At 74.7% G+C, this 25,023-nt stretch carries 29 protein-coding genes and 1 pseudogene; 24 read left to right on the forward strand and 6 right to left on the reverse strand.

From position 1 onward, the window contains the following. Positions 1 to 56: 56 nt before the first annotated feature. On the reverse strand, positions 57 to 1,001 hold the full coding sequence (locus LWC35_RS26740; protein ID WP_232873020.1) for a M56 family metallopeptidase: 945 nt from the start codon (positions 999 to 1,001) through the stop codon (positions 57 to 59). Positions 1,002 to 1,530: 529 nt separating this feature from the next. On the opposite strand from LWC35_RS26740, the gene LWC35_RS26745 reads away from it, so the two are divergent. The 3 genes from LWC35_RS26745 to LWC35_RS26755 all read left to right on the forward strand — a co-directional run bounded on the left by LWC35_RS26745 (position 1,531) and on the right by LWC35_RS26755 (position 5,024). Next, the gene (locus LWC35_RS26745) at positions 1,531 to 1,695 is read left to right on the forward strand and encodes a hypothetical protein (RefSeq protein WP_232873021.1); all 165 of its coding nucleotides are present in this window, start codon (positions 1,531 to 1,533) and stop codon (positions 1,693 to 1,695) included. A 138-nt stretch (positions 1,696 to 1,833) separates the two neighbouring features. Continuing rightward, positions 1,834 to 3,735, forward strand: a complete 1,902-nt coding sequence (locus LWC35_RS26750; protein WP_232873022.1) for an ABC transporter ATP-binding protein — start codon at positions 1,834 to 1,836, stop codon at positions 3,733 to 3,735. Next, positions 3,732 to 5,024, forward strand: coding sequence for an FAD-dependent monooxygenase (locus LWC35_RS26755; protein WP_232873023.1), 1,293 nt, complete (start codon positions 3,732 to 3,734; stop codon positions 5,022 to 5,024). The genes LWC35_RS26750 and LWC35_RS26755 overlap by 4 nt, the downstream gene beginning before the upstream one ends. A gap of 20 nt (positions 5,025 to 5,044) precedes the next feature. On the opposite strand, the gene LWC35_RS26760 is transcribed toward LWC35_RS26755, so the two are convergent. Then, positions 5,045 to 5,983 carry a chitosanase gene (locus LWC35_RS26760; protein WP_232873024.1) on the reverse strand — a complete coding sequence of 313 codons (939 nt, stop codon included), beginning with the start codon at positions 5,981 to 5,983 and terminating at the stop codon, positions 5,045 to 5,047. Positions 5,984 to 6,275: 292 nt separating this feature from the next. On the opposite strand from LWC35_RS26760, the gene LWC35_RS26765 reads away from it, so the two are divergent. The 9 genes and pseudogenes from LWC35_RS26765 (at position 6,276) to LWC35_RS26795 (ending at position 12,824) form a co-directional block, all read left to right on the forward strand. Then, positions 6,276 to 6,968: a response regulator transcription factor gene (locus LWC35_RS26765; RefSeq protein ID WP_232873025.1), complete on the forward strand. Its 693-nt coding sequence runs from the start codon at positions 6,276 to 6,278 to the stop codon at positions 6,966 to 6,968. Next, on the forward strand, positions 6,965 to 8,422 hold the full coding sequence (locus LWC35_RS26770) for a HAMP domain-containing sensor histidine kinase (protein WP_232873026.1): 1,458 nt from the start codon (positions 6,965 to 6,967) through the stop codon (positions 8,420 to 8,422). The genes LWC35_RS26765 and LWC35_RS26770 overlap by 4 nt, the downstream gene beginning before the upstream one ends. Positions 8,423 to 8,442: 20 nt before the next feature. Beyond that, the gene (locus LWC35_RS26775) at positions 8,443 to 8,922 is read left to right on the forward strand and encodes a DUF1707 SHOCT-like domain-containing protein (protein WP_232873027.1); all 480 of its coding nucleotides are present in this window, start codon (positions 8,443 to 8,445) and stop codon (positions 8,920 to 8,922) included. After that, complete coding sequence (locus LWC35_RS26780) at positions 8,919 to 9,122, forward strand: hypothetical protein (RefSeq protein ID WP_232873028.1); 204 nt, start codon at positions 8,919 to 8,921, stop codon at positions 9,120 to 9,122. The genes LWC35_RS26775 and LWC35_RS26780 overlap by 4 nt, the downstream gene beginning before the upstream one ends. Positions 9,123 to 9,553: 431 nt before the next feature. Continuing rightward, positions 9,554 to 9,856: a DUF6092 family protein gene (locus LWC35_RS26785; protein WP_232873029.1), complete on the forward strand. Its 303-nt coding sequence runs from the start codon at positions 9,554 to 9,556 to the stop codon at positions 9,854 to 9,856. A gap of 23 nt (positions 9,857 to 9,879) precedes the next feature. Next, positions 9,880 to 10,029: pseudogene (locus LWC35_RS41065) on the forward strand (nitroreductase family protein); the annotation flags it as partial. A 125-nt stretch (positions 10,030 to 10,154) separates the two neighbouring features. Further along, positions 10,155 to 10,394 (forward strand): nitroreductase family protein, encoded by a 240-nt coding sequence (locus LWC35_RS39610; RefSeq protein WP_269804856.1) that lies wholly within the window; start codon positions 10,155 to 10,157, stop codon positions 10,392 to 10,394. A gap of 82 nt (positions 10,395 to 10,476) precedes the next feature. After that, positions 10,477 to 11,541, forward strand: a complete 1,065-nt coding sequence (locus LWC35_RS26790) for an LLM class flavin-dependent oxidoreductase (protein WP_232873030.1) — start codon at positions 10,477 to 10,479, stop codon at positions 11,539 to 11,541. Between the two features lie 206 nt (positions 11,542 to 11,747). Further along, the gene (locus LWC35_RS26795) at positions 11,748 to 12,824 is read left to right on the forward strand and encodes an aromatic acid exporter family protein (protein ID WP_232873031.1); all 1,077 of its coding nucleotides are present in this window, start codon (positions 11,748 to 11,750) and stop codon (positions 12,822 to 12,824) included. A 222-nt stretch (positions 12,825 to 13,046) separates the two neighbouring features. Here the strand turns inward: LWC35_RS26795 and LWC35_RS26800 are convergent, their stop codons facing one another. Both LWC35_RS26800 and ctaD read right to left on the reverse strand, forming a co-directional pair. Continuing rightward, positions 13,047 to 13,364: a hypothetical protein gene (locus LWC35_RS26800; RefSeq protein WP_232873032.1), complete on the reverse strand. Its 318-nt coding sequence runs from the start codon at positions 13,362 to 13,364 to the stop codon at positions 13,047 to 13,049. A gap of 58 nt (positions 13,365 to 13,422) precedes the next feature. After that, positions 13,423 to 15,177, reverse strand: coding sequence for an aa3-type cytochrome oxidase subunit I (gene ctaD, locus LWC35_RS26805; RefSeq protein WP_232873033.1), 1,755 nt, complete (start codon positions 15,175 to 15,177; stop codon positions 13,423 to 13,425). A 137-nt stretch (positions 15,178 to 15,314) separates the two neighbouring features. Here ctaD and LWC35_RS26810 point away from each other — a divergent pair, with 137 nt between their 5' ends. Continuing rightward, positions 15,315 to 15,788: a group II truncated hemoglobin gene (locus LWC35_RS26810; RefSeq protein WP_232873034.1), complete on the forward strand. Its 474-nt coding sequence runs from the start codon at positions 15,315 to 15,317 to the stop codon at positions 15,786 to 15,788. Positions 15,789 to 16,081: 293 nt separating this feature from the next. Then, the gene (locus LWC35_RS26815) at positions 16,082 to 16,486 is read left to right on the forward strand and encodes a VOC family protein (RefSeq protein ID WP_232873035.1); all 405 of its coding nucleotides are present in this window, start codon (positions 16,082 to 16,084) and stop codon (positions 16,484 to 16,486) included. 27 nt (positions 16,487 to 16,513) lie between these two features. Here LWC35_RS26815 and LWC35_RS26820 read toward each other — a convergent pair whose 3' ends face one another. After that, complete coding sequence (locus LWC35_RS26820) at positions 16,514 to 17,419, reverse strand: cation diffusion facilitator family transporter (RefSeq protein WP_232873036.1); 906 nt, start codon at positions 17,417 to 17,419, stop codon at positions 16,514 to 16,516. Positions 17,420 to 17,505: 86 nt separating this feature from the next. Between LWC35_RS26820 and LWC35_RS26825 the strand changes: the two genes are divergently transcribed. Beyond that, positions 17,506 to 18,072 carry a TetR/AcrR family transcriptional regulator gene (locus LWC35_RS26825; protein ID WP_232873037.1) on the forward strand — a complete coding sequence of 189 codons (567 nt, stop codon included), beginning with the start codon at positions 17,506 to 17,508 and terminating at the stop codon, positions 18,070 to 18,072. A 114-nt stretch (positions 18,073 to 18,186) separates the two neighbouring features. Beyond that, positions 18,187 to 18,645, forward strand: a complete 459-nt coding sequence (locus tag LWC35_RS26830; protein ID WP_232873038.1) for a nuclear transport factor 2 family protein — start codon at positions 18,187 to 18,189, stop codon at positions 18,643 to 18,645. 11 nt (positions 18,646 to 18,656) lie between these two features. Here the strand turns inward: LWC35_RS26830 and LWC35_RS26835 are convergent, their stop codons facing one another. Further along, a complete protein-coding gene (locus LWC35_RS26835) occupies positions 18,657 to 19,145 on the reverse strand; it encodes a MarR family winged helix-turn-helix transcriptional regulator (RefSeq protein WP_232873039.1) in 489 nt (162 codons plus the stop codon). Positions 19,146 to 19,236: 91 nt separating this feature from the next. Here LWC35_RS26835 and LWC35_RS26840 point away from each other — a divergent pair, with 91 nt between their 5' ends. The 8 genes from LWC35_RS26840 to LWC35_RS26875 form a co-directional block, all read left to right on the forward strand. Further along, entirely contained in the window at positions 19,237 to 19,881 is a 645-nt protein-coding gene (locus LWC35_RS26840; protein WP_232873040.1) for an FMN-dependent NADH-azoreductase, read from the forward strand. Between the two features lie 31 nt (positions 19,882 to 19,912). After that, the gene (locus LWC35_RS26845; protein ID WP_232873041.1) at positions 19,913 to 20,701 is read left to right on the forward strand and encodes an ABC transporter ATP-binding protein; all 789 of its coding nucleotides are present in this window, start codon (positions 19,913 to 19,915) and stop codon (positions 20,699 to 20,701) included. Next, positions 20,698 to 21,183: a hypothetical protein gene (locus LWC35_RS26850; protein ID WP_232873042.1), complete on the forward strand. Its 486-nt coding sequence runs from the start codon at positions 20,698 to 20,700 to the stop codon at positions 21,181 to 21,183. The genes LWC35_RS26845 and LWC35_RS26850 overlap by 4 nt, the downstream gene beginning before the upstream one ends. Beyond that, positions 21,180 to 21,344 (forward strand): hypothetical protein, encoded by a 165-nt coding sequence (locus tag LWC35_RS26855; RefSeq protein WP_232873043.1) that lies wholly within the window; start codon positions 21,180 to 21,182, stop codon positions 21,342 to 21,344. Before LWC35_RS26850 ends, LWC35_RS26855 begins: the two co-directional genes overlap by 4 nt. Positions 21,345 to 21,820: 476 nt before the next feature. Beyond that, positions 21,821 to 22,087, forward strand: a complete 267-nt coding sequence (locus LWC35_RS26860; protein ID WP_232873044.1) for a PrsW family glutamic-type intramembrane protease — start codon at positions 21,821 to 21,823, stop codon at positions 22,085 to 22,087. A gap of 53 nt (positions 22,088 to 22,140) precedes the next feature. After that, positions 22,141 to 22,920: an IclR family transcriptional regulator gene (locus LWC35_RS26865; RefSeq protein ID WP_232873045.1), complete on the forward strand. Its 780-nt coding sequence runs from the start codon at positions 22,141 to 22,143 to the stop codon at positions 22,918 to 22,920. Positions 22,921 to 23,051: 131 nt separating this feature from the next. Further along, on the forward strand, positions 23,052 to 24,002 hold the full coding sequence (locus LWC35_RS26870; protein ID WP_232873046.1) for a PDR/VanB family oxidoreductase: 951 nt from the start codon (positions 23,052 to 23,054) through the stop codon (positions 24,000 to 24,002). Positions 24,003 to 24,028: 26 nt separating this feature from the next. Next, positions 24,029 to 25,023: cytochrome P450 family protein (locus LWC35_RS26875; RefSeq protein ID WP_232873047.1), on the forward strand; the 995-nt coding region annotated here is incomplete at its 3' end.

The following is a 25,023-nucleotide window of genomic DNA, read 5'->3' on the forward strand; positions in this document are numbered from 1 at the left end:
CGACCTGCCGGAGCAGGATAAAGCTCGCGAGGAGCGCACCCCACCCCTCGTACGCCTCACAGGCAGGACACGAGGGCGAGTGCCGCGAGGGCACCCGTGCCCGCCACGACGGGGATCAGCGCACCGGCGGCGACGAAACACGCCTGCTCCCCGAGCCGGGCCGGCCGTGCCGGCCGGCGCACCGGACGGGCCAGGCGGGCCAGCCGCAGCTCGGTGGCGGCGGCCGCCGCGCCGAGCGCCGCGGGAGGGAGCCCGATCCTGCCCCGGGCGGCCACCGTCACCAGCGCCCGGCGGACGACGTCGGCGCCGACGCTCCCCGCCGCCTCGTCGTCGGCGGCCAGCTCGATCAACCGCCTGACCGCCACCGGCGCCTGCCGGAACAGGGGCAGCATCGGGAACGTCGCGCCGAGCGTCTCGGCGAGGAGCACCTGCAGGTGGTGCCGACCCGACAGGTGGGCCCGCTCGTGGGCGAGGACCGCGTCGGTCTCGGCAGGGCTGAGTCGGTCGCGCAGCCCGGTGGTGGCCACGATCGCCCTCGTCCGGCCCCCGATGGTGAAGACCAGCGGCTCCCGGTGCTCGACCCAGAGGACACCCTGCTCCCAGTCGCCGGCCGGTTCGAGCAGCCCGATCGTGGTCTCGGCCCTGTCCCGGGCCGCGCGGCGACTGCGTCGGACGCGCCTGCCCAGCCGGAGGAGACCGACGGCGAGCACGGCGCCCAGCACGACAGCGGCGACGAGGTGGAGGTGCAGCCGGCTCGAGGCCAGCGCCGTCCAGCACCCCGTCAGGAACCGGTGGGCCGGTGTCGACCCGTCGTCGCGGTCGGGCACCAGGACGGCCCCGAGCGCGACCACCGCGCTCAGCCCGACGCCCGCCAGTGCCGACCACCAGACGTACAGCAGCCCCACCGGGCTCGCCGACGTGCGCTCGAGCCCCCGGAACAGCCGAGGAGCCAGCAGGCTGGTCACGACGGCACCGACGATCAGAACGGACGCAAGGACCATGGCGGGATCCCCCCTGCTCCGACACCCGTCCGCGCGCGGCGGAACCGGCCCGCGGTCGGCAGCGGTCGCGAGGCTAGCGACCCGCCCTGCGGCCTCCCCGGGTCGGAGGTCCGCATTCGTGGGGGCCGGAGGCACTGCGCCCCTTGGGCTCGAGGTCCGCGCGGGCACGGTGCTGCCGCCCCGCCCCCGGCGCCGGGGCCGCCACGGACGGCGCAGCGGTGCCCCGGAAGTACTATCCCACTCAGTACGTCACTCCGACGTACTACATTGCTCCGTACTTCAACGTGCAACATTCGGGTGCCGCGACGCGCACCCGGGTGGTCCGGTTCCCGAGACCGCAACATCCGCCCCGTGGGCGCCGCTTACCCCGCCGTGGCAGGCGGCCCTGTCCTCGTCGGGACGGCGGGCGGACCGCGATCGACGATCGGGACCGGGGCCTTCGGCCGGAGGGGTCTGAAGGGGGAACCGGCTGCCACCCGGGAGGCGCGGAGCGCTCCCCGGTCGGATCCGCACGAGGAGGGGAGCTCACATGAGTGGCTGGGACGGGCACGACCACCACGACCACGACCGCGACCACAGGTGGGGTTGGGGCTGGGGTGGTTGGAACGGCTGGGACCACGACAACAACGACCACGACCACAAGTGGGGTTGGGGCTGGGGCGGCTGGCACGGCGGTTGGGACCACAAGGACTGACCGGTAGCTGCCTCACGTCGGTGTGAGGACCGGTGGCCTCGCCGCCCGGGCACGGGAGGCGGGGCCACTGTCGGAAGCCCTGCCGCACCCCCTGCCGCAACCCCTGTCGCAACCCGGTGAAGGTGAGGTCGATGACCGGTGTGGAACCGAGTCCGAACGACGTTCTTCCCCGCCGCGGTGGCCGACGGGCTCGTCGAGGCCGCGCCGGCGGTGAGCGTCCGCCGGATCTTCCGCAGGTTCTGGCCCGACGTCCGCCCCTTCCGCGGTTGGCTGGGGCTCAGCCTCGTGTTCGTGCTCGTGTCGCCCCTTCTCGAGGCCGCCGAGATCTGGATGTACAAGATCCTGGTCGACGACGTGCTCACCCCGCAGAACTTCAGCGCGTTCTGGTGGGTCGCCGCGGCCTACGCGGGCCTGACCCTCCTGGGCGGCGCGGTCGGCTTCTGCGACCAGTACCTCGCCGCCTGGATCGGCGAGAACTTCCTGCGACGCCTGCGCAGCCGCGTGTTCGCGCACCTGCAGTCCCTCTCCGTCAGCTTCTTCGACCGCCGGCCGCTCGGTGACCTCCTGAGCCGGCTCACCGGCGACGTGGCCGCCATCGAGAGCCTGGTGCTCGCCGGCGTCGCCCAGTTCCTCTCGGCGCTCGTCAAGATCGGCCTGTTCGCCGGCATCCTCTTCGTGCTCGACTGGCAGCTGGCCCTGGTCGCGCTGATCGCCGTGCCGTTCTTCTGGTCGATGGCGCGGGTCTTCGGCCGCAGGATCAAGGCGGCGTCGCGGGAGGTCCGCCAGCGCAGCGGGTCGATCAACGCGGTCGCCGAGGAGAGCCTGGGCAACGCGGTGCTGGTCCAGGCCTACGGGCGCGAGCAGGCGGAGGAGGCCCGGTTCACCGCCCAGGCCGAGGGCAGCGTGCGGGCCGCCCTCGCCGCCACCCGGCTCGCGGCCCTCTTCCCGCCGCTGACCGACCTCTTCCAGGTCGTGGCGGTCATGGCGATCGTCGGCGCCGGGGTGTGGCAGCTGACGCTCGGCCGGATCACCCTCGGCGGCCTCCTGGTCTTCCTCGTCTACATCTCGCAGCTCTACGGACCGGTACGGAGCCTCGGACAGCTGTCCAACACCGTCTTCGCCGCGGCGGCGGGTGCCGAGCGCATCATCGAGCTGCTCGACCAGGAGCCGGACGTGCGCGCGCCCGCGCAGCCGGTGCGCCTCTACCGGTCCGCTCCCTCTCCCCGGCCACGGGTGTCCGGGGTGATCGACCTGGAGCACGTCTCCTTCCGGTACCCGGGCACGTCCCACGACGTCCTGCACGACGTCGGCCTCACCGCCCGCCCCGGCCGGATCACCGCGATCGTCGGGGCGAGCGGGGCCGGGAAGACGACCCTGCTCAAACTGCTCCTGCGGTTCTACGACCCCACCGCCGGCCGGGTCACCCTCGACGGCCACGACCTGCGCCGTCTCGATCCCGCCCAGCTGCGCAGCGCCATCGCGATCGTGCTCCAGGAGACCCTGCTCCTCGACGGCACGATCGAGGACAACATCCTGGCGGGCCGTCCCGGTGCGACCCACGCGGATCTGCTCGCGGCGGCGAGGGCCGCCGACGCGGCGGGGTTCATCGAGGGCCTGCCGGAGGGCTACGGGACACGGGTCGGCCAACGCGGGCGCCTGCTGTCCGGGGGGCAGCGCCAGCGTCTCGCGATCGCCCGGGCCATGATCCGCGACGCGCCCGTCCTCCTGCTCGACGAACCGACCACCGGCCTCGACGCGGCCGCGGGCGAGCGGATCCTCGCTCCCCTGCGCCGGCTCATGACCGGACGCACCACGATCGTCATCTCGCACAACCTGCTGACCGTCGCGGACGCGGACCAGATCCTCTACCTCGACCAGGGACGCGTGACCGAGATCGGGACGCACGACGAGCTGCTGGCCAACAACGACCGCTACGCCCATCTCTACCGGCTCCACCACCGCACCACGGGGCGGACCGCACCTGCGCGGCCGCTCCCGGTGCCGGAACCGCAGACAGTCTCGGAGGGGAGAGTCTCATGAGGATCGTCGTCATCGGCGGCGGGCCGGGAGCCCTGTACTTCGCCATCTCGGCCAAGCTCCGCGACGCGGGCCACGACATCACCGTCATCGAGCGCGACCCGCCCGGCGCGACCTACGGCTGGGGCGTCGTCTACTGGGACGACCTGCTCGACGCCCTGTACAGCAACGACGCCGAGAGCGCCCGGGAGCTGCGCGCGGCGTCGGTGCTCTGGCAGCAGCAGGAGGTGCGGCTGCGCGGGGAGACCGCCTTCTACGCCGGCTACGGCTACAGCGTGGAGCGGGCCGCCCTGCTCGAGATCCTCGGGAGGCGCGCGGCGGACGTCGGGGTCCGCGTCCGCTACCAGGAGGAGGTCCACGACCTCTCCGGGTTCCGTGACGCGGACCTGGTCGTCGCCGCGGACGGTGCCGGCAGCCGGGTCCGTCAGCAGGGCGAGCACTTCGGCACGACGCTGTCGACCGGCGCGAATCCCTACATCTGGCTGGGCACCGACAAGGTCTTCTCCAAGTTCCTCTTCGACTTCCGGGAGACCCCGGCCGGCTGGGTGTGGTGCCACGCCTATCCCTCGACCTCGGGGATCAGCACCTTCATCGTCGAGTGTCAGGAGCGGACCTGGAACGGGCTCGGGCTCGACGGCCCGGCCGGCGACGCGAGCACGAGCGCGCTGGAGGAGATCTTCTCCGACGTGCTGGGGGGCCGGCGCCTGATCAGCGAGTCGCGCGGCCGACCGGCCCGCTGGCTGCGTTTCACCGAGGTCGTCAACGACCGGTGGCACCATGACGGCGTCGTCCTGCTCGGCGACGCCGCCCACACGACCCATTTCACGATCGGCTCCGGTACCCGGCTGGCGATCCTCGACGCGATCGCCCTCGCCCAGAGCCTCTACGAGCGCGGCGACAGCCTGCCCCGCGCGTTGGACCTGTACGAGAAGCGGCGCCGCCGGCCCATGATGCGGACCCAGGCCGCCGCACGCAGCAGCATGGCCTGGTTCGAGCGCGTCGACCTGTACACCGACCGGGACAGCGTCGCCTTCGCCGCGGCCATGGCCGCGCGGCAGGGCTCGCTGCCGCCGTGGCGCCACCAGCTGCACCTGCTCGAGCAGCTCGCGCCCGCCCGGGCCGCACACCGGTGCTACGAGACCGGGCACCGCTTCTTCCTCGCGCGGCGAAGGGGCGAACCTCTGCGCTCCACCTCCTTCGCGCCCCGTCGCGCACCGGCGGGCACGGTGCCGGCAGCCCGTCCGCGGACGGAGGACCTGCCGGCACCCCAGGCACGATCGGTCGCGGTGTGAGCCGCGGTGGAGGGCCCGACCTAGCCGGTGATCGTCTGCGGGTCGCCCCAGGGGTTCACCGTGAACGGTGTCGCCAGGTCGAGGTTGCCGGCGTCGAGCAGGGTGTCGAGGGCGTCGACGCGGCCGACCGACTCGCTCCACACCTCGCTGGTGTCCGCGGAGCTCGGGTTCTCCAGGGTGCTGCGGCGGATGTCGAGGAAGTCCCGCAGCCACGCGGTCTCGTCGTGGCCGTCGGCGGGCGGGCCGCCCATGTCCTCGTTCGTCTTCGCGACCAGCGCGGGCAGGCCGTCCGGGCCGTCCTGGGTGCCGTGCTCGACCGCGGTGTCGACCAGAGCCGCCAGGCCGAGCGCCGAGCGCACGCCGTTGGCGTCGGCGAGCTTCCGCGCGGGGGCGACGTAGAGCGCGTCCGTGACCTGGTCCTGCACCTGGCGGAACACCGGGTCGTCGGCGGCGGTGCGCCAGGCGTCCGCGAAGCCGCCGAGCGTGCCGGTGGAGTCGTCGTACGCCCCGGCGAGCTCGGTCAGGGTCGGGACGTACCCGGCGAGCGGGTTGTCCGGGACCCGCGTGGTGTAGCTCTTCACCACGGTGAGCAGGTCGCCGCAGGCGGTGCAGAAGCCCGCGCGGCCCGCCGTGTAGCCGCGACCGTCGTGGAGGTCCTCGACATAGGCGTACTGGATGTCCGGTGTGCCGTTCTCGAACACGCTGACCAGCTGTGCGATCACCCGGTCGAGGTCGCGCTCGCTCGCGGCGGCGCCGCCCGAGGTCCCGCCCGGGGAACCGCCTGTGCCCGCGGTCCCCGGGCTTCCCGCCCCGCCGAGGAGCAGGAGGAGCGCGGCCGTGACGAGCACGGCGCCGGCGACGACGGCGCCGAGCACGGCGAGGAACCGGGAACGCCCGGAGGGCCGGGAGGGTCCGCTGGCGGGGCGGGCCTCCCGGGAGAGGAACAGGGTCCGCTGCATCGCTGTCCATGGTCGTGGGGGCGAGGCCGGGCGTGCCGGCCGGGTCGTCCACGACCCTACGAAGGAGCCTGCCAACGGTTCGGCAGATCCGTGTAACGGGAACCTCAAATCGAAGCGCGGCCGTGCACGAGCAGGTGGTCGGGGTCGCGGCTGATCGCCCTGAACGCCTCGCGCTGCGGCCGGAGCGCCCCGGACATCCGCGCAGCGTCCTCGCAGCGGGCATCGACGTGCCGGGGGCCCGCCCACCGACGGGAAGGGGCCCGCTCGGCGCCGCACCGGGCACCATGGGGACATGCCGAGTCGTGTGCTGGTCGCCGACGACGACCGGGCGATCCGGGAGTCCCTCGCGCGCGCCCTCGAGCTGGAGGGCTACGCCGTGGTCTCGGCCGTCGACGGGGTCGAGGCGCTGTCGCTCGTCCGCCGCGAGTCGTTCGACGCGCTGGTCGTGGACGTGATGATGCCCGGCGTCGACGGCCTGGCCGTGTGCCGCGTGCTGCGCAACGACGGCGACCACACGCCGATCCTCATGCTCACGGCGCGGATCGAGACCCCGGACCGGGTGGCCGGGCTCGACGCCGGCGCCGACGACTACCTGCCCAAGCCCTTCGAGCTCGACGAGCTGCTCGCCCGGCTGCGGGCCCTGCTGCGCCGCGCCGCGGTGCACGGCGACACCCAGCGCCCCGCGGAGACCCTGCAGACGGGCGCGCTGCGGGTCGTCCCGGCGGCCCGCCGGGTGTGGTGGGACGACGTCGAGGTGCAGCTGTCGAAGACCGAGTTCGACCTGCTGGAGCTGCTGGTCCGCAACGAGGGCATCGTCCTCGACCACGCCACGGTCTACGAGCGGATCTGGGGCTACGACTTCGGCGCCGACTCCAAGAACCTCGCCGTGTACATCGGCTACCTGCGCCGCAAGCTCGCCGCGGCCGGCGCTCCCCCGCTGATCCACACCGTCCGCGGGGTCGGCTACACGGTGCGTGCGGCATGAGCCTGCGGACGCGGTTCGCCCTCGCCTTCGCGCTGGTCGCGGCCGTCGTCGCCGGGCTGGTCGGTTTCCTCAGCTACCGCGCGGCGGCGGACCGCACCACCGACGAGATCGACCGTTCCCTGCGCGCGACCTCCGCGGCCGTCGCCGCGGGGCAGACGGAGGTGCTCGAGCCCGTCGTCGCGCCGCGCGGGCACGGACACGACGGCGGGCACGGTCCCGACGACGACCTCGACGGGGACCACGCGCACGACGACGACCAGCCGTTGGTCGGCCAGATCGTGAGCCCCGCCGGGACCGTCCGGTTCCTCGGTGGTCGGCCGGAGACGCTGCCGGTGTCCGCGACCGACCGCACCCTGGCCGTGTCCCTGGTCGCGGGCGCGACGGCGAGCCGCGACGTCCACGTCGACGGCGAGGACTACCGCCTGCTGACGACCGCGCTCGGCGGCGGGCGGGGCGCGCTGCAGGTGGCGACCGACGCCGACGAGAGCGAACGCGTCCTGGCGGGGACCGCGAGCAGCATCCTCTGGGTCACCGCCGCCGTGGTGGTCGTGGCCGCGGCGGCGGGCTGGCTGCTCGCCCGGCGGATCACCCGGCGGTTGGTGCGGCTGACCGCGATCGCCGAGGAGGTCAGCGCGAGCGGGGTGGTCGAGCGCGAGGTCCCCGTCCGCGGGCAGGACGAGGTGGGCCGGCTGTCGGCCTCGTTCACCACGATGCTCGGCCGGCTCGCCGCGGCCCGCGAGGCCCAGGACCGCCTGGTCCAGGACGCCGCGCACGAGCTGCGCACCCCGCTGACCAGCCTGCGGACCAACGCCCGGGTGCTCCGGCGGCTCGACGAGCTGTCCCCGGAGGCACGGGCCCGGCTGATCGACGACGTCGAGGGCGAGACCCGCGAGCTCAGCACGCTGGTCGAGGAGCTGGTCGAGCTCGCCCTGTCGCGGCAGGGGAACGAGGTCGACGAGCCCGTCGACCTGGGCGCCCTCGCCGAGCGGGCCGCCGAGCGGGTCCGGCGCCGAACCGGGCGGCGGATCGAGGTGCGGGTCGAGGACGGGACGGTGCCGGTCCGCGGGCGACCGCGGGCACTGGACCGGGCCGTGACCAACCTCCTGGAGAACGCGGCGAAGTTCGACGAGGGCGGCGAGCGCCTCGAGGTGTGGGTGGGCGGGGGCCGGGTCACCGTGGCCGACCGCGGGCCGGGGATCGCGCCGCGGGACGCCGAGCGGGTGTTCGACCGCTTCTACCGCGCCGACGCGGCCCGCGGCCTGCCCGGCTCCGGGCTCGGGCTGGCGATCGTGCGCGACGTGGCGGAGAGGCACGACGGCGCGGTCTTCGCGGAGGCGCGCGAGGGCGGCGGGGCGTGCGTGGGCCTCACCGTGGGTGCGGGCCGGTTCTTACCCGGCTCCGAACCGGGCCACGTCGAGGACTCACCGGCGGCCCCCAGCATGGGCGGCACCTGAACGACGAACCCGGGAGCCCCATGACCTCCCCCGCCGGTCCGGCCCCGGACCACTCCGAGGCGACCACCGCCGCCACGCCCACCTCCGCCACGCCCCCCGACGCCACGCCCCCCGACGCCGTCACGGCAGCCACCCCCGGAACCCGGGTGCGGGCCTCCGACGCCGAGCGCGAGCGGGTCGTCGTGCGGCTGCACCAGGCGGTCGGCGAGGGCCGGCTCGACCTCGCCGAGGCCGAGGAGCGGACCGCCGCCGCGTACGCCGCCCGGTTCCGCGACGAGCTCGACCCGCTGCTCGTCGACCTGCCCGGCGGGGCCGTCGGCGTCGAGCCGTGGTCGGCGATCTGGGAGTCCGTGGTCTGGCGCGGCCGCCGGGTCGTGTGGGGTCCCGAGGCCGGCCGCCCGACCGCCCGGCACTGCCGCGCCGCCGTCGCGCTACTGGCCGGCGCCGTGGCCTGGGTGCTGCTCTGCATGGTCGTCGGCGCTGCGGTGGTGGCCGCGTGAACGCCGCTCGGGTGGTCCGCCGGCCCGTGATCGTGCTGACCGCCGCCGTGCTCGGGCTGGGTGCGGCCGGCGGGCTCACCGGGATGGCGCTCGGCGGCATCGGTGCCGCGGTGTCGGACCGGGTGTCCGACTCGTCCGGCACGTCGCCCGGGCCCGTCCACTACTGGCACCACCACCACGACCAGTTCGACGACGACTGATCCGCCGGCACCCGCCGCCCGCTCCCCCGCTCCCCCGGGCCCCGCTCCCCCCCCCCAGCGCCCCGAACAAGCGCACACGCTGCGCCCGAGGGCCGACGGCCTGGCCGTCGTCGTGCTGGTCGCCGCGCGGCGCCGGTGGTCGCGTCGGGCCGAACGGCGCGCTGCGGAAGCCGGTTCCGGCGCGGACCCGGGGCGTCGCCCGCGCGGCCGGCTGGTGGCCGCCGCACTCGCCGGCCTCGACCGCGCCGAACGCGTGACAGGCGCCGGGGCCACGTCGAGCCGGCAGGCACGCCGGCCTCGCGCAGCCGCCCGGCGTAGGCAGACTCCCCTCGCCGTCGATCATGCACCACCCTCCCCGTAACCCCCCGGCCCCGCCGAGCGAGCCCCGGCCCGTGGAGATCAGCAGTGGGCCGGCCCCCGGGAGTCCATCCGTGCTCGACGAGGACCAGGCGCTGGAGCTGCTCGCCTACCTCGTCACCGCCGCCCGCACGCAGGTCGACGAGGCCGCGGAGTACGGGCCGCTGCGCCTGCTCACCGCCGCCCGGCGGCTGGGCGCGGCGATCGCGCCGAAGGCGTCGACCGCGACCGCGGAGTTCGTGGCCGGACCGCTGTCCGCCGTGCCGGAGCTGGCGGTGCCGCGCGACGGCCGGGCGGAGTACACCGCCGCGCTCGACGAGCTGTGCCGGGCCCTCGCCGGCCACCTCGCCGGCCACTTCACCCGGGACACCTCGTGACCGGCACGCCGCAGGGCAGGGCCGTGCTCGACGCGATCCGCAGCCGGCGTGTGGTGCGGGCCCTGACCGACGAGCCGGTCGCGCGCGAGGACCTGGAGGCCGTGCTCGACGCCGGGCGCTGGGCCCCGACGGCCGGCAACCGGCACCTGCAGCGCTTCGTCGCCACGGAGGACCCGGCCACGCTGCGCGTGTTGCGGATGGTCTCGCCCGGCATGCTGCAGCGCCCGACGGCCGCGATCACGATCTGCACCGACCGCCCGGGGCCGCCGCCTTCGGCTTCCCGCCCGATGCCACGGGCCTGCACGTCGACGTCGGTACGGCCGCGGCCACGCTGCTGCTCGCGGCGCACGCGCTCGGCCTCGGCGCCGGGCCCGTCACGTCGTTCAGCCGGGCCGCGGTCGGCGTGGTACTGCGGCTGCCGGCGGGCTGGGTGCCGGAGATGATCGTGTGCCTCGGGCACCCCGCAGCCGTCGGTCCGGCGCCGATGCGCGCCCGCCCGCGCCTGACCTGGCAGGACCTGACGACCTGGGTGCCCTGACCCCTCGCGCGGCGGCCCCGGGGCATAAGGTTGAGCCCTCAATCGTTGGCGGTACCGTCGACGACGAGATGGGGAGGGCCGCATGGACAGGGTGGAACTGGGGCTGGACACGTTCGGCGACGTGACGGTCGACGGGCAGGGTGACCGCACGCCCTACGCCCAGGTGATCCGGGACGTCGTCGAGCAGGCCGTGCTCGCCGACCAGGTCGGGGTCGACGCGTTCGGCGTGGGCGAGCACCACCGCGACGACTACGCGATCTCCGCGCCGGAGGTCGTGCTCGCCGCGATCGCCGGCCGCACCGAGCGGATCAAGCTCGGCACCGCCGTGACCGTCCTCAGTTCGGACGACCCGGTGCGGGTCTACGAGCGCTTCGCCACCCTCGACGCCGTGTCGGACGGCCGCGCGGAGATCACGCTCGGGCGCGGCTCCTTCACCGAGTCCTTCCCGTTGTTCGGCTACGACCTCGCCGACTACGAGACCCTCTTCGAGGAGAAGCTGGACCTCATGGCCCACCTGCTCGACGAGGGCCCGGTGACCTGGGAGGGCACGGTCCGCGCCGCGCTGCGCGACCAGCAGGTGTACCCGAAGACCGAGTCCGGCCGGATCACGGCGTGGGTCGGCGTGGGCGGCAGCCCGCAGTCCGTGGTGCGCGCGGCGAGCCACGGTTTCCCGCTGGTCCTCGCGGTGATCGGCGGCGACCCGGCGCGCTTCGCGCCGTACGCCGAGCTGTACCGCCGCAGCCTGGAGCAGCTCGGCCGCGACCCGCTGCCGATCGCGGTGCACGCGCCCGGCTTCGTCGCCGAGACCGACCAGGACGCCGTCGACACGCTCTTCCCGCACGCGAAGATCGCGCTCGACCGGATCGGCCGCGAGCGCGGCTGGCCGCCGCTGACCCGCGCCCGGTTCGAGGCCGACGTCCGGGAGGGCGCCCAGCACGTCGGGTCGCCGGAGACCGTGGCCCGCAAGATCGCCCGCACGGTCCGCGCGCTGGGCCTGCAGCGCTTCGACCTCAAGTACACGACCGGCACGCTGCCGCACGCCGAGCTCATGAAGTCGATCGAGCTGTACGGCACGGTCGTCGCACCGCGCGTGCGCGAGCTGCTCGCCGCGGAGCAGGACGAGCAGCCCGACGGCATCGCGGTCTGACCACCGGCCGCGTCACCGGAGCGGTCACCGGAAGACGGTGATTCCCGCTGGTCCCCCGCCTGCCCGCCCTGCTCGGCGCGACGTCGGCCCACACGGCCCGGGTCGTCACGGCCACCCTGCGACGCAGGGTGATCAGGGCGGCCACGGGGCGTCAACCCTCCGCCGGAAGGGATGACCGCGGGCCGATCACCTGGTCTGCTCGGCACGTGCCGGTGCTGCGCGAGGTCCACCCGTGGAGCGCCGTGCGGGCCGCACTGCCCCGCGAGGGCCCGTCGATCGTGCGGATCGTGGTCGCCGCGGCGGTGAGCTGGCAGGTCTGCGTGTGGCTCGGCGCCACCCAGCCCCCGGTCTACGCCGTGATCGTGCCACTGGTGGCCATCCGGGACGCGCCGGGCTCCGCCCTCAACGTGTCGCTGGCCCGGCTGGTGGGCGTGGTCGCCGGGCTCGCCGTGGGCATCGGGGTGCTGGCCTGGCTGCAGCCCTCGGCGCTCACGGTGGCACTGGTCCTCGCCGCGGCCCTGCTGATCGGGATGGTGCTGCGCATCGGCGACACGCTGAACACGCAGGTCGCGGTGTCCGCCCTGCTCGTCTTCGCCAACGCGGACCCCGCGTCGTACGCCGTGGCGCGGCTCTGGGAGACGGCGGTCGGCGCGGTGGTGACCGTCGTCCTCTCGCCGCTGCTGCTGCCGACGAACCCGGCGCGCTCCTTCGTCGCCGCGCTCCACGAGGTGGCCGACGGCGCGGCCGCGGACCTGCTCCTGGCCGCGGACCTGCCGACCGATCCGGCGGACCCGGCCCGCGAGGACCTGGCGGCCCGGCTGACCGCCCGGACCCACCGCCGCGACGACGCCGCCCGCAGGCTCCCCGACCAGCTCGCCACCGCCCGCCGCGCGGTCCGCCTGCACCCGCTCTGGCGCCGGCGCCACACCGCCGAGCTGGCCGCGCTGGTGGAGCCGGCAGCCGCCGCGCCGGAGGTCACCATGCTGGTGCGCGCCCACGTCGCCGACGTCGTCGAGCTCGGCCGGCGCCCGGACACCTGCGCATGGTGGGCCGCCACGGCCCCGCGGACGAGGGCGGTCGTGACGCCGCTCGCCGACGCGGTCGCTGCCGGTCTGCGGGGCACCCCGGACCGCGAGGCGCTCGCGCAGGCCGCGGAGGCCGTCGCGGCGCACTCGGCGGCGGACCACTCGGCGCTGGGCGGCCTGGTCAGGCGCCCGCTGCGCCGCACGGTCCGGCTGCTCGAGGAGCTGGCCGGACGTGACGGGCCGGGCAGCGCGGGATGACGCCGGCACTCCTCCGGCGCCATCCCCGCCGAGACCCTCCTGCCCCCGGGCCCGTGGTCCGCACCCCGGGATCGCCGAGCGAGGAGGGACGGCCGACGCCCTCGCCGCGCACCCGCACCTCACCGGGAAGCCCGGCGTCGCCCGTCGCGGCTCGTGGTGCTGGGCGAGAGCATCGGCGCGGCCGTCGCGACGCGGCTCGCGCAGGGGCGGCCGGTCCTGGCGTCATCGGCCGCGGCAGACGACCCAGACGAAGGCCAGCACCATGCACAGGAACGCGGCACCGACCCCGAGCGCCAGCACCGGACCGCCCGCGAACGCGGCCTCCGCGGTCAGCCCGCAGAGGATCAGCAGGCCGACCACCGCCGCCACCCGGTCCGCCCGGTGCATCGCGGCACGCTCGGGGTTCGCGGGCTCGGGGTTCCGGGCGGGCGCGGGGTCCCGGACGGGACGGGCGCCCCCCGTCAGGCTCTCCTCGAGGCGGGCGAGGATCCGCCGCTCCCCCGAGGTCAGCGGCCGGACGCCCCGGTCGTCGAGGGTCATCGTCGCCTCCCCGACACTGCGTGGATGGGTCGGCCCCGCGTGGCCGGGGCCGTGGTGGTCAGCGGGAGCGTGGGTCCTCGTCCGGCTGCTGCTCGCGCCCCACGGACTGCGCGACGTGCTCCGAGGGCGCCGCGTGGCCCCCGCTGTGCGCCTCGGCCCGGGCTCGCTCCACCAGGTGCGGGTAGTGCAGCTCGAACGCCGGGCGCTCGGAGCGGATCCGGGGCAGCTCGGTGAAGTTGTGCCGCGGCGGCGGGCAGGAGGTGGCCCACTCCAGCGAGTTGCCGTGACCCCACGGGTCGTCGACGGTCACGACCCGGCCGTAGCGGTAGCTGTGGAAGACGTTCCAGATGAAGGGCAGCACCGAGAAGCCGAGCACGAACGCGCCGATCGACGAGATCATGTTGAGCGTGGTGAAGCCGTCGCTCGGCAGGTAGTCGACGTAGCGGCGCGGCATGCCCTCGTTGCCCAGCCAGTGCTGCACCAGGAACGTGGTGTGGAAGCCGATGAAGGTGAGCCAGAAGTGGAACTTGCCCAGCGTCTCGTCGAGCATCCGGCCGGTCATCTTCGGGAACCAGAAGTAGATCCCGCCGTAGGTCGCGAACACGATCGTCCCGAACAGCACGTAGTGGAAGTGCGCCACCACGAAGTACGTGTCCGAGACCATGAAGTCGATCGGCGGCGAGGCCAGCAGCACACCCGTGACCCCGCCGAAGAGGAAGGTGAACAGGAAGCCCAGGGCGAACAGCATCGGCGTCTCGAAGGTCAGCTTGCCCCGCCACATGGTGCCGATCCAGTTGACGAACTTGATGCCCGTCGGGATCGCGATCAGCAACGTCGTGAAGGAGAAGAAGGCCAGCAGCACCGCACCCGTCGCATACATGTGGTGCGCCCACACCGCTGCCGACAGGAACCCGATGGCGATCGTGGCGAACACCAGCGTCTTGTAGCCGAAGATCGGCTTGCGGCTGAACACGGGGAAGATCTCCGTGACGATGCCGAAGAACGGCAGCGCCACGATGTAGACCTCGGGATGGCCGAAGAACCAGAACAGGTGCTGCCAGAGAATGGCGCCGCCGTTGGCCGGGTCGAACACGTGCGCGCCCAGGTGCCGGTCCATCAGCAGCCCGAACAGCGCCGAGGTGAGGATCGGGAAGGCGATCAGCACCAGCAGTGCCGTCACGAAGATGTTCCACGTGAAGATCGGCATCCGGAACATCGTCATCCCGGGCGCCCGCAGGCAGATGATCGTGGTGATGAAGTTGACGCCGCCCAGGATGGTCCCGAGGCCGGCCACGATCAGGCCCCCGATCCACAGGTCGCCGCCGGCCCCCGGCGAGTGGATGGCGTCGGAGAGCGGGGTGTAGGCGAACCAGCCGAAGTCCGCCGCGCCGCCCGGGGTGAGGAACCCGGACAGCACGATCAGCCCGCCGAACAGGAACAGCCAGTAGGAGAAGGCGTTCAGTCGCGGGAAGGCGACGTCCGGGGCGCCGATCTGCAGCGGGACGATGTAGTTCGCGAAACCGAACAGGATCGGCGTCGCGTAGAGCAGCAGCATGATCGTGCCGTGCATGGTGAACAGCTGGTTGTACTGCTCCCCCGACAGGAACTGCTGCCCGGGCCGGGCCAGCTCCGCGCGGATCAGCAGCGCCATCGCGCCACCCGCCATGAAGAAGCCGAACGACGTGACCAGGTACAGGATCGCGATGTCCTTGGGGTCCGTCGTCTTGAGCATCTTGAGGAACGTCGACCCCTTGCCCGTACGGCGCGCGGGATAGGGCCGGGTCTCGATCGGGCGCGGCGCAACTGCGGTCATCGCTCCCCCTCGGCGGCGGTGCCGGTTTCGGTGGGAGGTCAACGTACTGCTGTCCGGACCTGCGCGGGTAGGGCCGATCGGCGTGGGACCCGCCGAAACCCCTTCCGTCAGGAGATCGACTGATTACCTTGTTGCAGATGACTGAGGTCGACACCCCCACGTTGCACGCCTGGGCCGGCGGCGACGCCGCCTTCCGCGCGCTGATCGACGCCTTCTACGACCGCGTCGAGCGCGACGACCTGCTCGCGCCCCTCTTCCCCGGCGGGGTCACGGAACCGCACCGCGCCCACGTCACCACGTGGTGGATCGAGGTGTTCGGGGGCGAGCCGCGCTACACCCGCGACCACGGCGGGTACGAGGCCATGCTGGCGCACCACCGCGACCTCGGCATCACGCCCGAGCAGCGCTTCCGCTTCGCCTCGCTGATGAGCCTCGCCGCCGACGACGCCGGCCTCCCGGACGACCCCGAGTTCCGGGCCGCCTTCGTCGGCTACGTGGAGTGGGGCACGCGCCTGGCCCTGCACAACTCCCGACCCGGTGCCGGCGACGTCGTCGCCCACGCCCCCGTGCCCCGGTGGGGGTGGGGGGTGGCACCGCCGTACCGGCCCTGAACCGACTGGGGCGAGGTCCGGCGTCTCTACGGACCCGGCCCCGTCTCCGGCGACAAGTCGGCCTGCGCCGCGCCGTCGCCCGCCCGGTCGCTCCCGTCGGCTGTCGACCGGGCGGGGCCCGGCCCGCACGTCGGGCCGGACCCCGCCCTGATCGACGATCACCCGATCGGCCGTAGCCGCAGGCGATGAGTTCCGCGTGGGCGCCGGGTCTCCCCTGCGGCACACCGACCGAGCGCGCACCCCGAGCGCGCACCCCGTCCGGACCGACCGGACCGCAGCGAGGAGGCACTCCGATGGCCACCACCCAGATCTTCGTCAACCTGCCGATCACGGACCTGCCGGCCACCCGCGCCTTCTGGACCGCCCTGGGTTACACGTTCAACGCCGACTTCTCCGGTGAGCACTCCCTCGCGCTCGAGATCGGCCCGGGGATCTCCGCGATGCTGTTGTCCCACTCGCACTTCGGCGAGTTCACGGTCAAGCCCATCGCCGACGGCAGCGCCACCGAGACGATCCTGGCCCTCGGCGTGGACAGCCGCGACGAGGTGGACCGGCTCGCCGACGCCGCGCTCGCGCACGGCGGGACCAAGGCCCAGGACCCGCAGGACCACGGGTTCATGTACGGCCGCTCGTTCCTCGACCCGGACGGCCACCACTGGGAGGTCGTGTGGATGGACCCGAACGCCTCCCAGGGCTGAGTCCGCGAGCGCTCGGTCCCCGGGTCCTCAGCTGACCCAGCCGCGGTCGGCGGTGAACCCCACCGACATCGACGGCGGCGGGTCGAGATCGCGCAGCCGGCGGTCCAGCTCGGCCCGCACGCCGTCGAGGTCCTCGACCGTGCGGGCCGCCGAGCCGCCGTCGACCACGAAGTCGACCTCCAGGTCGAGCCGGCCGCCGACCTTGCCCGCCCGGACGAACGACTCGGCGAAGCCGTACGCCTCCTCGACCGCGCCGACCTCGGCCCGGATGCGGTCGAGGACCTCCGCGGGCGGCGCCATCGTGAGGATCTCGCGGCCGCTGCGCAGGATCAGCCGCACCGGGACCGGGAGGAACGCCGCGGAGGCGAGCACGACCATGACCGGGTCGACGGAGGCGGCCGCGGCGGCCCTCCCGCTCGCCTCCAGGGCCCAGGCGACGCCGAACCCGACGAGCACGCCCACGCTGAGCAGCGTGTCCCCCGCCCACTCCGCCGCCTCGGCGCGCGCCAGGTCGGAGCCGCGCGCGGACATCCGCCGCAGCAGGACCGTGACCACCACGCCACCGACCGTCGACACCACGCCGTAGACCAGGGCGGCACGCACGGCGATCCCCGTGGGCCCCTCGATCAGCTCGAGCACCGCGCCGACCAGGGCGTACACGCACAACCCCGCCATCGCCGCCGCCTTGAGGACGACCGCGAGCGGCTCCCACGCCTCCCGCCCCCAGGGGTAGCGCTCGTCCGGCCCGCGGCGCGCGGTGCGCAGCGCCAGGACGGCGAGCAGGGTGAGCCCGACACTGGCGAAGGAGTAGAGGCCGTCGAACACGATCAGCCGGGATCCGGTGAGCGCGCCCCACACCAGCGCGAGCACGGCGAACCCGGCCGAGGACCACAGCGAGATCGCCAGGACGCGGTGGTCGGGCGAGGAGGTCATGATCGAGCGTACAAAGCCGGACGACCTCGGCGGAAGGGACGCCGCGGTAGCGTGGCGAGCGCCCGTTTCCCGCCCGCGAGGACGCCATGCCGCCGTTCGACACCGAGGCCGCCCGCACACGCCTGCTCGACGTCGCGGAGGAGCTCTTCTATGCACGCGGCATCCGGTCCGTCGGCATGGACGACATCCGCACCGGGGCCGGCCTGCCGCTCAAGCGCGTGTACGCCCTCTACCCGGCGAAGGAGAACCTGGTCGAGGCCTACCTGGAGCGTCGCGACGTGCGGTGGCGGGGCCGGCTGGCCGCCGCCGTCGAGGAGGTGGCGGACCCGGACGAGCGGATCCTCGCCGTGTTCGACTGGCTCGGCGCGTGGTTCCGCGAGCCCGGCTTCCGCGGCTGTGCGTGGATCAACGGCTTCGGCGAGCTGGGCGCGGTGTCGGCGGTGATGGCCCGCCAGGCGCGGGCACACAAGCAGGCGTTCGCCGACTACCTGGACGGCCTGGTCGCCGCGGCGGGGCTGCCCGCCGACGTCGGCCCGCAGCTCCTGCTGCTCGCCGAGGGGGCGATGGTCACGGCCGGCATCTTCGGCACGGACGCGCCGGCCGCCCAGGCGCGCACCGCCGCCGCGGCCCTGCTGCGGTCCGCCCGCGCCTGACGGGATGTCCGGGAGGTTACCGACGGACAACACCGTGTGACCGGCGTTGATCGGAGAACGATCCTTCTCTAGCGTTCCGCGAGAACGCACGTTCTCGATCCGTCAGGAGACGCCGTGGCCGACCGACCGCCCCTGCCCCCGTTCACCCTCGAGACCGCCCGGAAGAAGGTCCAGGCCGCCGAGGACGCCTGGAACACCTGCGACCCGGAGAGGGTGTCGCTCGCCTACAGCGAGGACTCCGTGTGGCGCAACCGCGACCGTTTCGTGCGCGGCCGCGCGGAGATCGTCGCGTTCCTCACCGAGAAGTGGGAGCGCGAGCTCGACTACGCGCTCCGCAAGTCGCTGTGGACCTTCGCCGGCAACCGCATCGCGGTGCGCTTCCAGTACGAGTGCCACGACGCCGCCGGGACCTGGTACCGCAGCTACGGCAACGAGAACTGGGAGTTCGACGAGCACGGGCTGATGGTCCGGCGCGAGGCCAGCATCAACGACCTCGTGATCGACGAGTCCGACCGGCGGATCTTCGGCCCGCGCGGCGAGGCCGACCGCGACCTGGAGATCCCCCTCCGGTAGGAGGGACGGCGTCAGCAGCCGTCCGTCGCCGCGATCTCCTCGGCGACCTGGCAGGCCGAGGCACCGTCCTGCGCCGCGCCGGTGGCGAGCCGGCGCAGGAGCTCCCGCAACGTGTCGCGCTCGGCGGGCAGGAGCGGGGCGAGGAGCTGCTCCTCGGCCTCGCGGAGCCGGCGGTCGAGGTCGCAGAGCCGCTCGCGGCCGGCGGCGGTGAGCACGATCCGCCGGGCGCGCCGGTCGGCCGGGTCCGGCCGGCGCTCGACCAGTCCGGCGCCCTCCAGCTCGTCGAGCAGGTAGGTCATCACCGTCCGGTCGACGCCCAGCATGCGGGCGATCGCGAGCTGGGTGCTGACCTCGCCGTCGTTCGCGGCGGCCAGCACCTGGTAGCCCCGCGGGCCACCGGGCAGCCCGGACAGCACCTCCTGCGCCGTGTGCAGGTGCGCGCGGGTGACCCGGCCCAGCGCCCAGCCGAGGTCGGCGTCGACGCGCTGCGGGGTGGTCACGACCACGAGCCTACCGGCCACGGGCCGCTCTGTTGACAAGATAGTCTGTGAAGCAGAACATCTAGTCGACCGCACTTTATGGGAGGACCCCGTGACCCTGTTCCGCCTCGACAGCAGCATCCGCACCGAGGGCTCGGTGAGCCGCGAGGTCGCCGACACCCTCGAGCGGGCGTACCTCGACCAGCACCCCGGCGGTGCGGTGGTGCGCCGCGACCTGGTCGCCGACCCGATCCCGGTCGACGCCTGGCCCACCGCCGCGCTGGCCGGGTTCACCCCCGAGGACCAGCGCACCGAGGCCCAGCGGGCCGCGCTCGGCCTGGCCGCGCGGCTGGCCGACGAGGTGCTGGCGGCCGACGCCCTCGTCCTCGCCACGCCGCTCTACAACTTCGGCGTGTCCCAGCACCTCAAGGGCTGGATCGACCTGCTCATCACCGACCCGCGCTTCGCCCCCGGCACCTCGCCGCTCGCCGGCCGGCCGGTCGCCCTGGTCGTCGCGCGCGGCGGCGGCTACGGTCCGGGCACGCCCCGCGAGGGCTGGGACCACGCCACCGGCTGGATCGTCCGCATCCTGGCCGAAGTCTGGGGCGCCGACGTCACGCTCATCGAGGCCGAGCTGACCCTGGCCGACGTGCAGCCCGCGATGGCCGAGCTCCGCCCGCTCGCCGCGCAGGTCCGGGCGCAGGCGCACGAGCAGGCCGAGACCGTCGGGAAGGACTTCGGTCGGACCGCCGCCTGACCGTTCCGTCCGCCGTGGAAACCTGACGCCCGTGGTGCGGGTGGAGGGGGTCCACAAGCGGTACCGGAACGGGCCGCCGGTGCTGGCGGGGGTCGATCTCGCCCTCGCGCCCGGCGGGCCGACGGTGCTCGCCGGTGGCAACGGGTCCGGCAAGTCCACGCTCCTGCGGATCGTGGCCGGGTGCGCGCTGCCCAGCGCGGGCCGGGTGACCGGCCGGCCGGCGGTCGTCGGGTACCTGCCGGACCGCTTCCCGGCCCAGCTGCGCCTGCCGGCCGACGCCTACCTGCGCCACCTCGCCCGGATCCGCGGCACGCGCCCGGATCCGGGCCTGCTCGCGCGGTTCGGCTTCACCGGGCCGCGCCGTGAGCCGATGGCCGGGCTGTCCAAGGGCAACGCGCAGAAGGTCGGGCTGGCGCAGGCGCTCGGCGCCGGGGCGGGCCTGGTGGTGCTCGACGAGCCGTGGGCCGGGCTCGACGCGGCCGCCGCGGACACCCTCGCCGACGTGCTCGGCGAGGCCTCCGCGGGGACGACGGTGCTGGTCACCGACCACACGGGCCGCGCGGCGCGCCTCGCCGGCGCACGGCACCTGCGGCTGCGCGACGGACGGGTCGAGGACGCGCCCGCGCCGACACCCGTCGTGCCGGCGGTCGCGATCGTGCTGCGCTGCCAGGATCCCGAGCAGGTGCGGCACCGGCTCGGGGTGCCGGGGCGGGTCGAGGACGGGCGGCTGCACCTGCGCGCCGTCCCCAGCGATTCCGATCCGCTGCTGTTCACCGCGCTGCGGCTGGGGTGTTCGGTCGAGTCGGTGGGGCCGGCGTGACCGCGGTCGCCGTGGCCCGCTACCTGCTGGCCGACGCCGTGCGCGCGCAGCGCGTGGTGCTCCCGGTCGTGCTGCAGGTGGCGGTGCTCGCCGTGCTGTTCGGCGGCGACCCGGGACGCCTCCCCGAGCCGTGGGGCGCCTCGGTGCTCACGCTCTATCCGATCGCCGCATGGCTCGCGCTCACCGTCGCGCACACCGAGGACCCCGTCCAGCGCGACGTCACCGTCGCGGCGGCGGGCGGGGTCGGCCCCGTCGCCGCCGGGACCCTGCTGGTCGCCCTGGCCAGCGACCTCGGACTGGCCGTGCTGAGCGTGGTGTGGCCGGTAATCGTCACCCCCTACCCCGCGCCGCCGTCGATCGTCCTGACGGCCTGCTGGCGCATCTCGCGGCCGGGGCGACCGGTACGGCGGTCGGGCTGTTGTGCGCGCGGCCGTGGATCCGGCGGGCGGGGCGTTCCCTGCTGGTCGGCGCCGTCGTCGTGACGGCGACGGCGGTGCAGCCGTGGCTGCCGCCCGTCGGCCGTACGGTGCAGGCGCTCGCCGACGGGGCGGGACCCGGCGCCCTGGTCCTCCCGACCGCACTGGCCCTGCTGCTCGCGGTGTCGGTCACCTGGGCGAGCGCGGTCCGCGCCCGGCGCGACTGAGCAGACGGCGCCGGTCGGCGCGGCCGTCCGGATCGCCGGGCGGTTCGGCTCGCCCTGCTCGGTCAGCGGGACGCGACGCCTACCGTCCCAGGCCCGACTCCGGCTCCGCTCCGGCCGCGCGTGCCGCCGTCCGGGCCGCCGCGGAGCCGATCGTCGGAGCCCGTTCGGAGGGACGCCGTCGAGCCTGGGCGTGCTCGGACGCCGTAGCGCCACGAGGGCGGCGACCGAACAGACACCGGAACCCGAGTGCGGAGGAGAACCCGCGTGCACGCCTTCTCCACGGACGACCAGTTCCAGTTCGCCGTCGAGAACCTGCTAGGCGACGCCTTCCACCGGGCCACCGACGTCGGCGAGGTGCTGTCCACGGTCCAGCGGATCCCCCACGCGACGCCGCGTCGACCACCGACGCCGTCGCCTACGAGCACGGGGTCGCCGCGGGGCGCGCCTACGCGCTCACCGACGCCGAGCTCGGCGCGATGGCCAGGCACATGGCCTGGACCGGCATCGCGCCCGCCGCCCTGTTCGCGGCAGCGCAGTCCGGCTGGCGCGGGCGCGCGACCGGCCGCTTCGTCCTGGCCCTCGTCCTGGCCGTCGCCCTGCACACCCTCTGGGACAGCCAGTCCTCCCTGATCGGGACCGCCGTCGTGGCGCTCGTCAGCCTGGTCGCGCTCGGCTGGACCGTGCACCGCATCGCCCGCGGGACCGGCCCGTCCGGCAGGCGCGGGCGGGCGGCCGTCCGATGAGCGGCGCCGGCGATCGGCGCGGCGCACCCGGGTAGGGGTGGCAGGCTGGCGGCATGCCACGGGTGGCCACCGGGGAGTCCGTGCTCTCCCGCGCGGTGCGGATCTTCGAGGCGTTCGGGGCGGCGCAGCCGGACCTGACCGTCACGGAGATCGCGCGGCGGACGGGGCTGCACGTCGCCACCGCGTCCCGGCTGGTCGCCGAGCTCGTCGAGCACGGGTTGCTCGCCCGCGCGGCCGACGGCCGGGTGCGGATCGGGGTGCGGATGTGGGAGCTGGCCCAGCGGGCCTCCCCCACCCTGTCGCTGCGCGAGGCCGCGATGCCCTTCCTCGAGGACCTGCACTCCGTCGTCGGGCACCACGTGCAGGTGGGGGTGCTCGACGGCGACGAGGTGCTGTTCCTGGAGCGGCTCTCCGCCCCCGGCGCGGTGGTCAACTACACCCGCATCGCCGGGCGGCTGCCGCTGCACGCGTCGTCGTCGGGGTTGGTGCTGACCGCGTTCGGCCCCCGTGACCTGCAGGAACGCGTGCTCACCGGGCCACGGGAGCGCTACACCGCCGAGACCCTCACCGACGCGGGCCGGCTGCGGGCGGTCCTCGCCGGGATCCGGCGCGACGGGCACGTGATCACACCGGGGCACATCCACCCCGACGCGACCGGCACCGCCGTGCCCGTCCGCGGCGCCGCCGGCGAGGTCGTGGCCGCCCTGTCGGCGATCGTCCCCAACGACGGCCAGGCGTTCACGGTCGTCGCCGTGCTGAAGGCCGCCGCACGGGGCATCGAGCGGGCCCTGGTCCCTGACCGGCGGGAACGCGGAACCCCTCTCAATCATTGAGATCGGCCTTCTGCGCGCGGCGGCGCAGTCCGCATCCTCGGTCCACCCGATCCCGCCGCCGGAGGACCGCCCCTGTGATCACCGCCGATCGCCCGTCCGTCGCCCCCGTACCGCCCGCCGCGAGCACGGCCGTGAGCACCCCCGCGGCGACGGTCCGGGTCGCCGCCAAGCGCGTCGAGGCCGAGGGGGTGGTGTCGCTGGAGCTCGTGGCCCCCGACGGCGCGCGCCTGCCGGACTGGACCCCGGGCGCCCACGTCGACCTGGTCCTGCCGGACGGGACGACGCGTCAGTACTCGCTGTGCGGCGACCGGTGGGACGCCCACCGCTACCGCATCGGCGTGCTGCGCGAACCCGCCGGGCGCGGCGGCTCCGCGTACGTGCACGACCACCTGGCGGTCGGCGACGCGGTCGGCCTCGGCGGACCGCGGAACAACTTCCCGCAGGTCCCGGCCGCCCGGTACCTGTTCGTGGGCGGAGGCATCGGGATCACGCCGCTGCTGCCGATGATCCGTCAGGCCGCGCTGCTCGGGGCGGACTGGGAGCTGCTCTACGGTGGCCGGACCCGGGCGTCGATGGCGTTCGTCGACGAGCCGGCGGAGATCGACCGCGAGCGGGTGCGGGTCGTGCCGCAGGACGAGCACGGGCTGCTGGACCTGCGCGGTTTCGTCGGCGACCCCGACCCCGGCGCGCGGGTCTACGCCTGCGGCCCGGCGCCGATGCTCACCGCCCTGGCCGACGCCACCGAAGGCTGGCCCGCCCACACGGTCCGCACCGAGCGGTTCGTGGCCCGCGAGCTGGGCGCGCCCGCCCGGGACACGCCGTTCGAGGTCGAGCTGGCGCGCACCGGCCGGACCGTCACGGTCCCGCCCGGCCGCTCGATGCTCGCCGCGATCGCCGAGGCGGGCGTGGAGGTCCTCTCCTCGTGCCGCCAGGGCACCTGCGGCACCTGCGAGACCGGGCTGCTGGCCGGCGAGCCCGACCACCGCGACTCGATCCTCGACGACGACGAGCGCGCCGCCGGCGACTGCCTGTTCCCGTGCGTGTCCCGGGCCCGCAGCGACCGCCTCGTCCTCGACCTCTGACCGCCCCGCCGACCCTGGAGCCCGCCGTGACGCTCACCGCCGAGCCCGCCCACGACCTCCCCACCACCGACGTCGACCCGTTCTGCCCGGAGGTCCTCGAGGACCCGCTGCCCTTCCACGCCGCGCTGCGCGAGGCCGGGCCGGTCGTCCGTCTCCGGCGGTACGACGTGTTCGCCTTCGCGCGCTACGAGCAGGTGCACGCCGCACTGGTCGACTGGCAGGGATTCCAGTCCGCCGCCGGCGTCGGGCTGTCGAACTTCCGGCACGAGAAGCCGTGGCGCCCGCCGAGCCTGCTGCTCGAGGCCGACCCGCCGCGGCACGACGCGCCCCGCCGGGTGCTGCAGAAGATCCTCGGCCCGCGGGCGCTGCGGAAGCTCCGCGACGCCTGGGTCGCCGACGCCGACCGGCTCGTCGACGAGGTCCTCGCGGCGCAGGGTCCGGAGTTCGACGCCGTCGCACACCTCACCGAGGCCTTCCCGCTGCGGGTGTTCCCCGACGCCGTCGGGCTCGGGCCGGAGGGGCGGGAGAACCTGCTCCCCTACGGCGACCACGCGTTCAACGCGTTCGGCCCGGCCAACACGCTGGTGGAGAAGGGGGCGCCGCGGGTCGCCGAGCTGTCGGCCTGGACGGCGGCGCAGTGCGCGCGCGAGGCACTGGCCCCCGAGGGGTTCGGTGCGGACATCTGGGCCGCCGCCGACCGCGGGGACATCACGCCCGAGCAGGCTCCGCTGGTCGTCCGCTCCCTGCTCACCGCCGGGGTGGACACGACCGTCCACGGCCTTTCCGCCGTGCTGCACGCCTTCGCGACCCACCCGGAGCAGTGGCGCCGGCTGCGCGCGGACCCCGGTCTGGCCCGCGTCGCCTTCGACGAGGCGGTGCGCCGGGAGTCGCCGGTGCAGACCTTCTTCCGCACCGCCACCCGCGACGTCGCCGTCGGCGGGCACGTGATCCCCGACGGCCACAAGATCCTGATGTTCCTGGGCGCCGCCAACCGCGACCCGGCCCGCTGGGGACCCGACGC

Origin of the sequence: Pseudonocardia kujensis (genome assembly GCF_021283305.1) — a bacterium.
Lineage (GTDB): Bacteria > Actinomycetota > Actinomycetes > Mycobacteriales > Pseudonocardiaceae > Pseudonocardia > Pseudonocardia kujensis.

Excerpts from the sequence above, each read along its gene's own strand:
- LWC35_RS26740 (WP_232873020.1), bottom strand. The coding sequence starts at position 1,001 with ATGGTCCTTGCGTCCGTTCTGATCGTCGGTGCCGTCGTGACCAGCCTG.
- LWC35_RS26745 (WP_232873021.1), top strand. The coding sequence starts at position 1,531 with ATGAGTGGCTGGGACGGGCACGACCACCACGACCACGACCGCGACCAC.
- LWC35_RS26755 (WP_232873023.1), top strand. The coding sequence starts at position 3,732 with ATGAGGATCGTCGTCATCGGCGGCGGGCCGGGAGCCCTGTACTTCGCC.
- LWC35_RS26760 (WP_232873024.1), bottom strand. The coding sequence starts at position 5,983 with ATGCAGCGGACCCTGTTCCTCTCCCGGGAGGCCCGCCCCGCCAGCGGA.
- LWC35_RS26765 (WP_232873025.1), top strand. The coding sequence starts at position 6,276 with ATGCCGAGTCGTGTGCTGGTCGCCGACGACGACCGGGCGATCCGGGAG.
- LWC35_RS26770 (WP_232873026.1), top strand. The coding sequence starts at position 6,965 with ATGAGCCTGCGGACGCGGTTCGCCCTCGCCTTCGCGCTGGTCGCGGCC.
- LWC35_RS26775 (WP_232873027.1), top strand. The coding sequence starts at position 8,443 with ATGACCTCCCCCGCCGGTCCGGCCCCGGACCACTCCGAGGCGACCACC.
- LWC35_RS26790 (WP_232873030.1), top strand. The coding sequence starts at position 10,477 with ATGGACAGGGTGGAACTGGGGCTGGACACGTTCGGCGACGTGACGGTC.
- LWC35_RS26800 (WP_232873032.1), bottom strand. The coding sequence starts at position 13,364 with ATGACCCTCGACGACCGGGGCGTCCGGCCGCTGACCTCGGGGGAGCGG.
- ctaD (WP_232873033.1), bottom strand. The coding sequence starts at position 15,177 with ATGACCGCAGTTGCGCCGCGCCCGATCGAGACCCGGCCCTATCCCGCG.
- LWC35_RS26810 (WP_232873034.1), top strand. The coding sequence starts at position 15,315 with ATGACTGAGGTCGACACCCCCACGTTGCACGCCTGGGCCGGCGGCGAC.
- LWC35_RS26815 (WP_232873035.1), top strand. The coding sequence starts at position 16,082 with ATGGCCACCACCCAGATCTTCGTCAACCTGCCGATCACGGACCTGCCG.
- LWC35_RS26820 (WP_232873036.1), bottom strand. The coding sequence starts at position 17,419 with ATGACCTCCTCGCCCGACCACCGCGTCCTGGCGATCTCGCTGTGGTCC.
- LWC35_RS26825 (WP_232873037.1), top strand. The coding sequence starts at position 17,506 with ATGCCGCCGTTCGACACCGAGGCCGCCCGCACACGCCTGCTCGACGTC.
- LWC35_RS26860 (WP_232873044.1), top strand. The coding sequence starts at position 21,821 with ATGGCCAGGCACATGGCCTGGACCGGCATCGCGCCCGCCGCCCTGTTC.
- LWC35_RS26865 (WP_232873045.1), top strand. The coding sequence starts at position 22,141 with ATGCCACGGGTGGCCACCGGGGAGTCCGTGCTCTCCCGCGCGGTGCGG.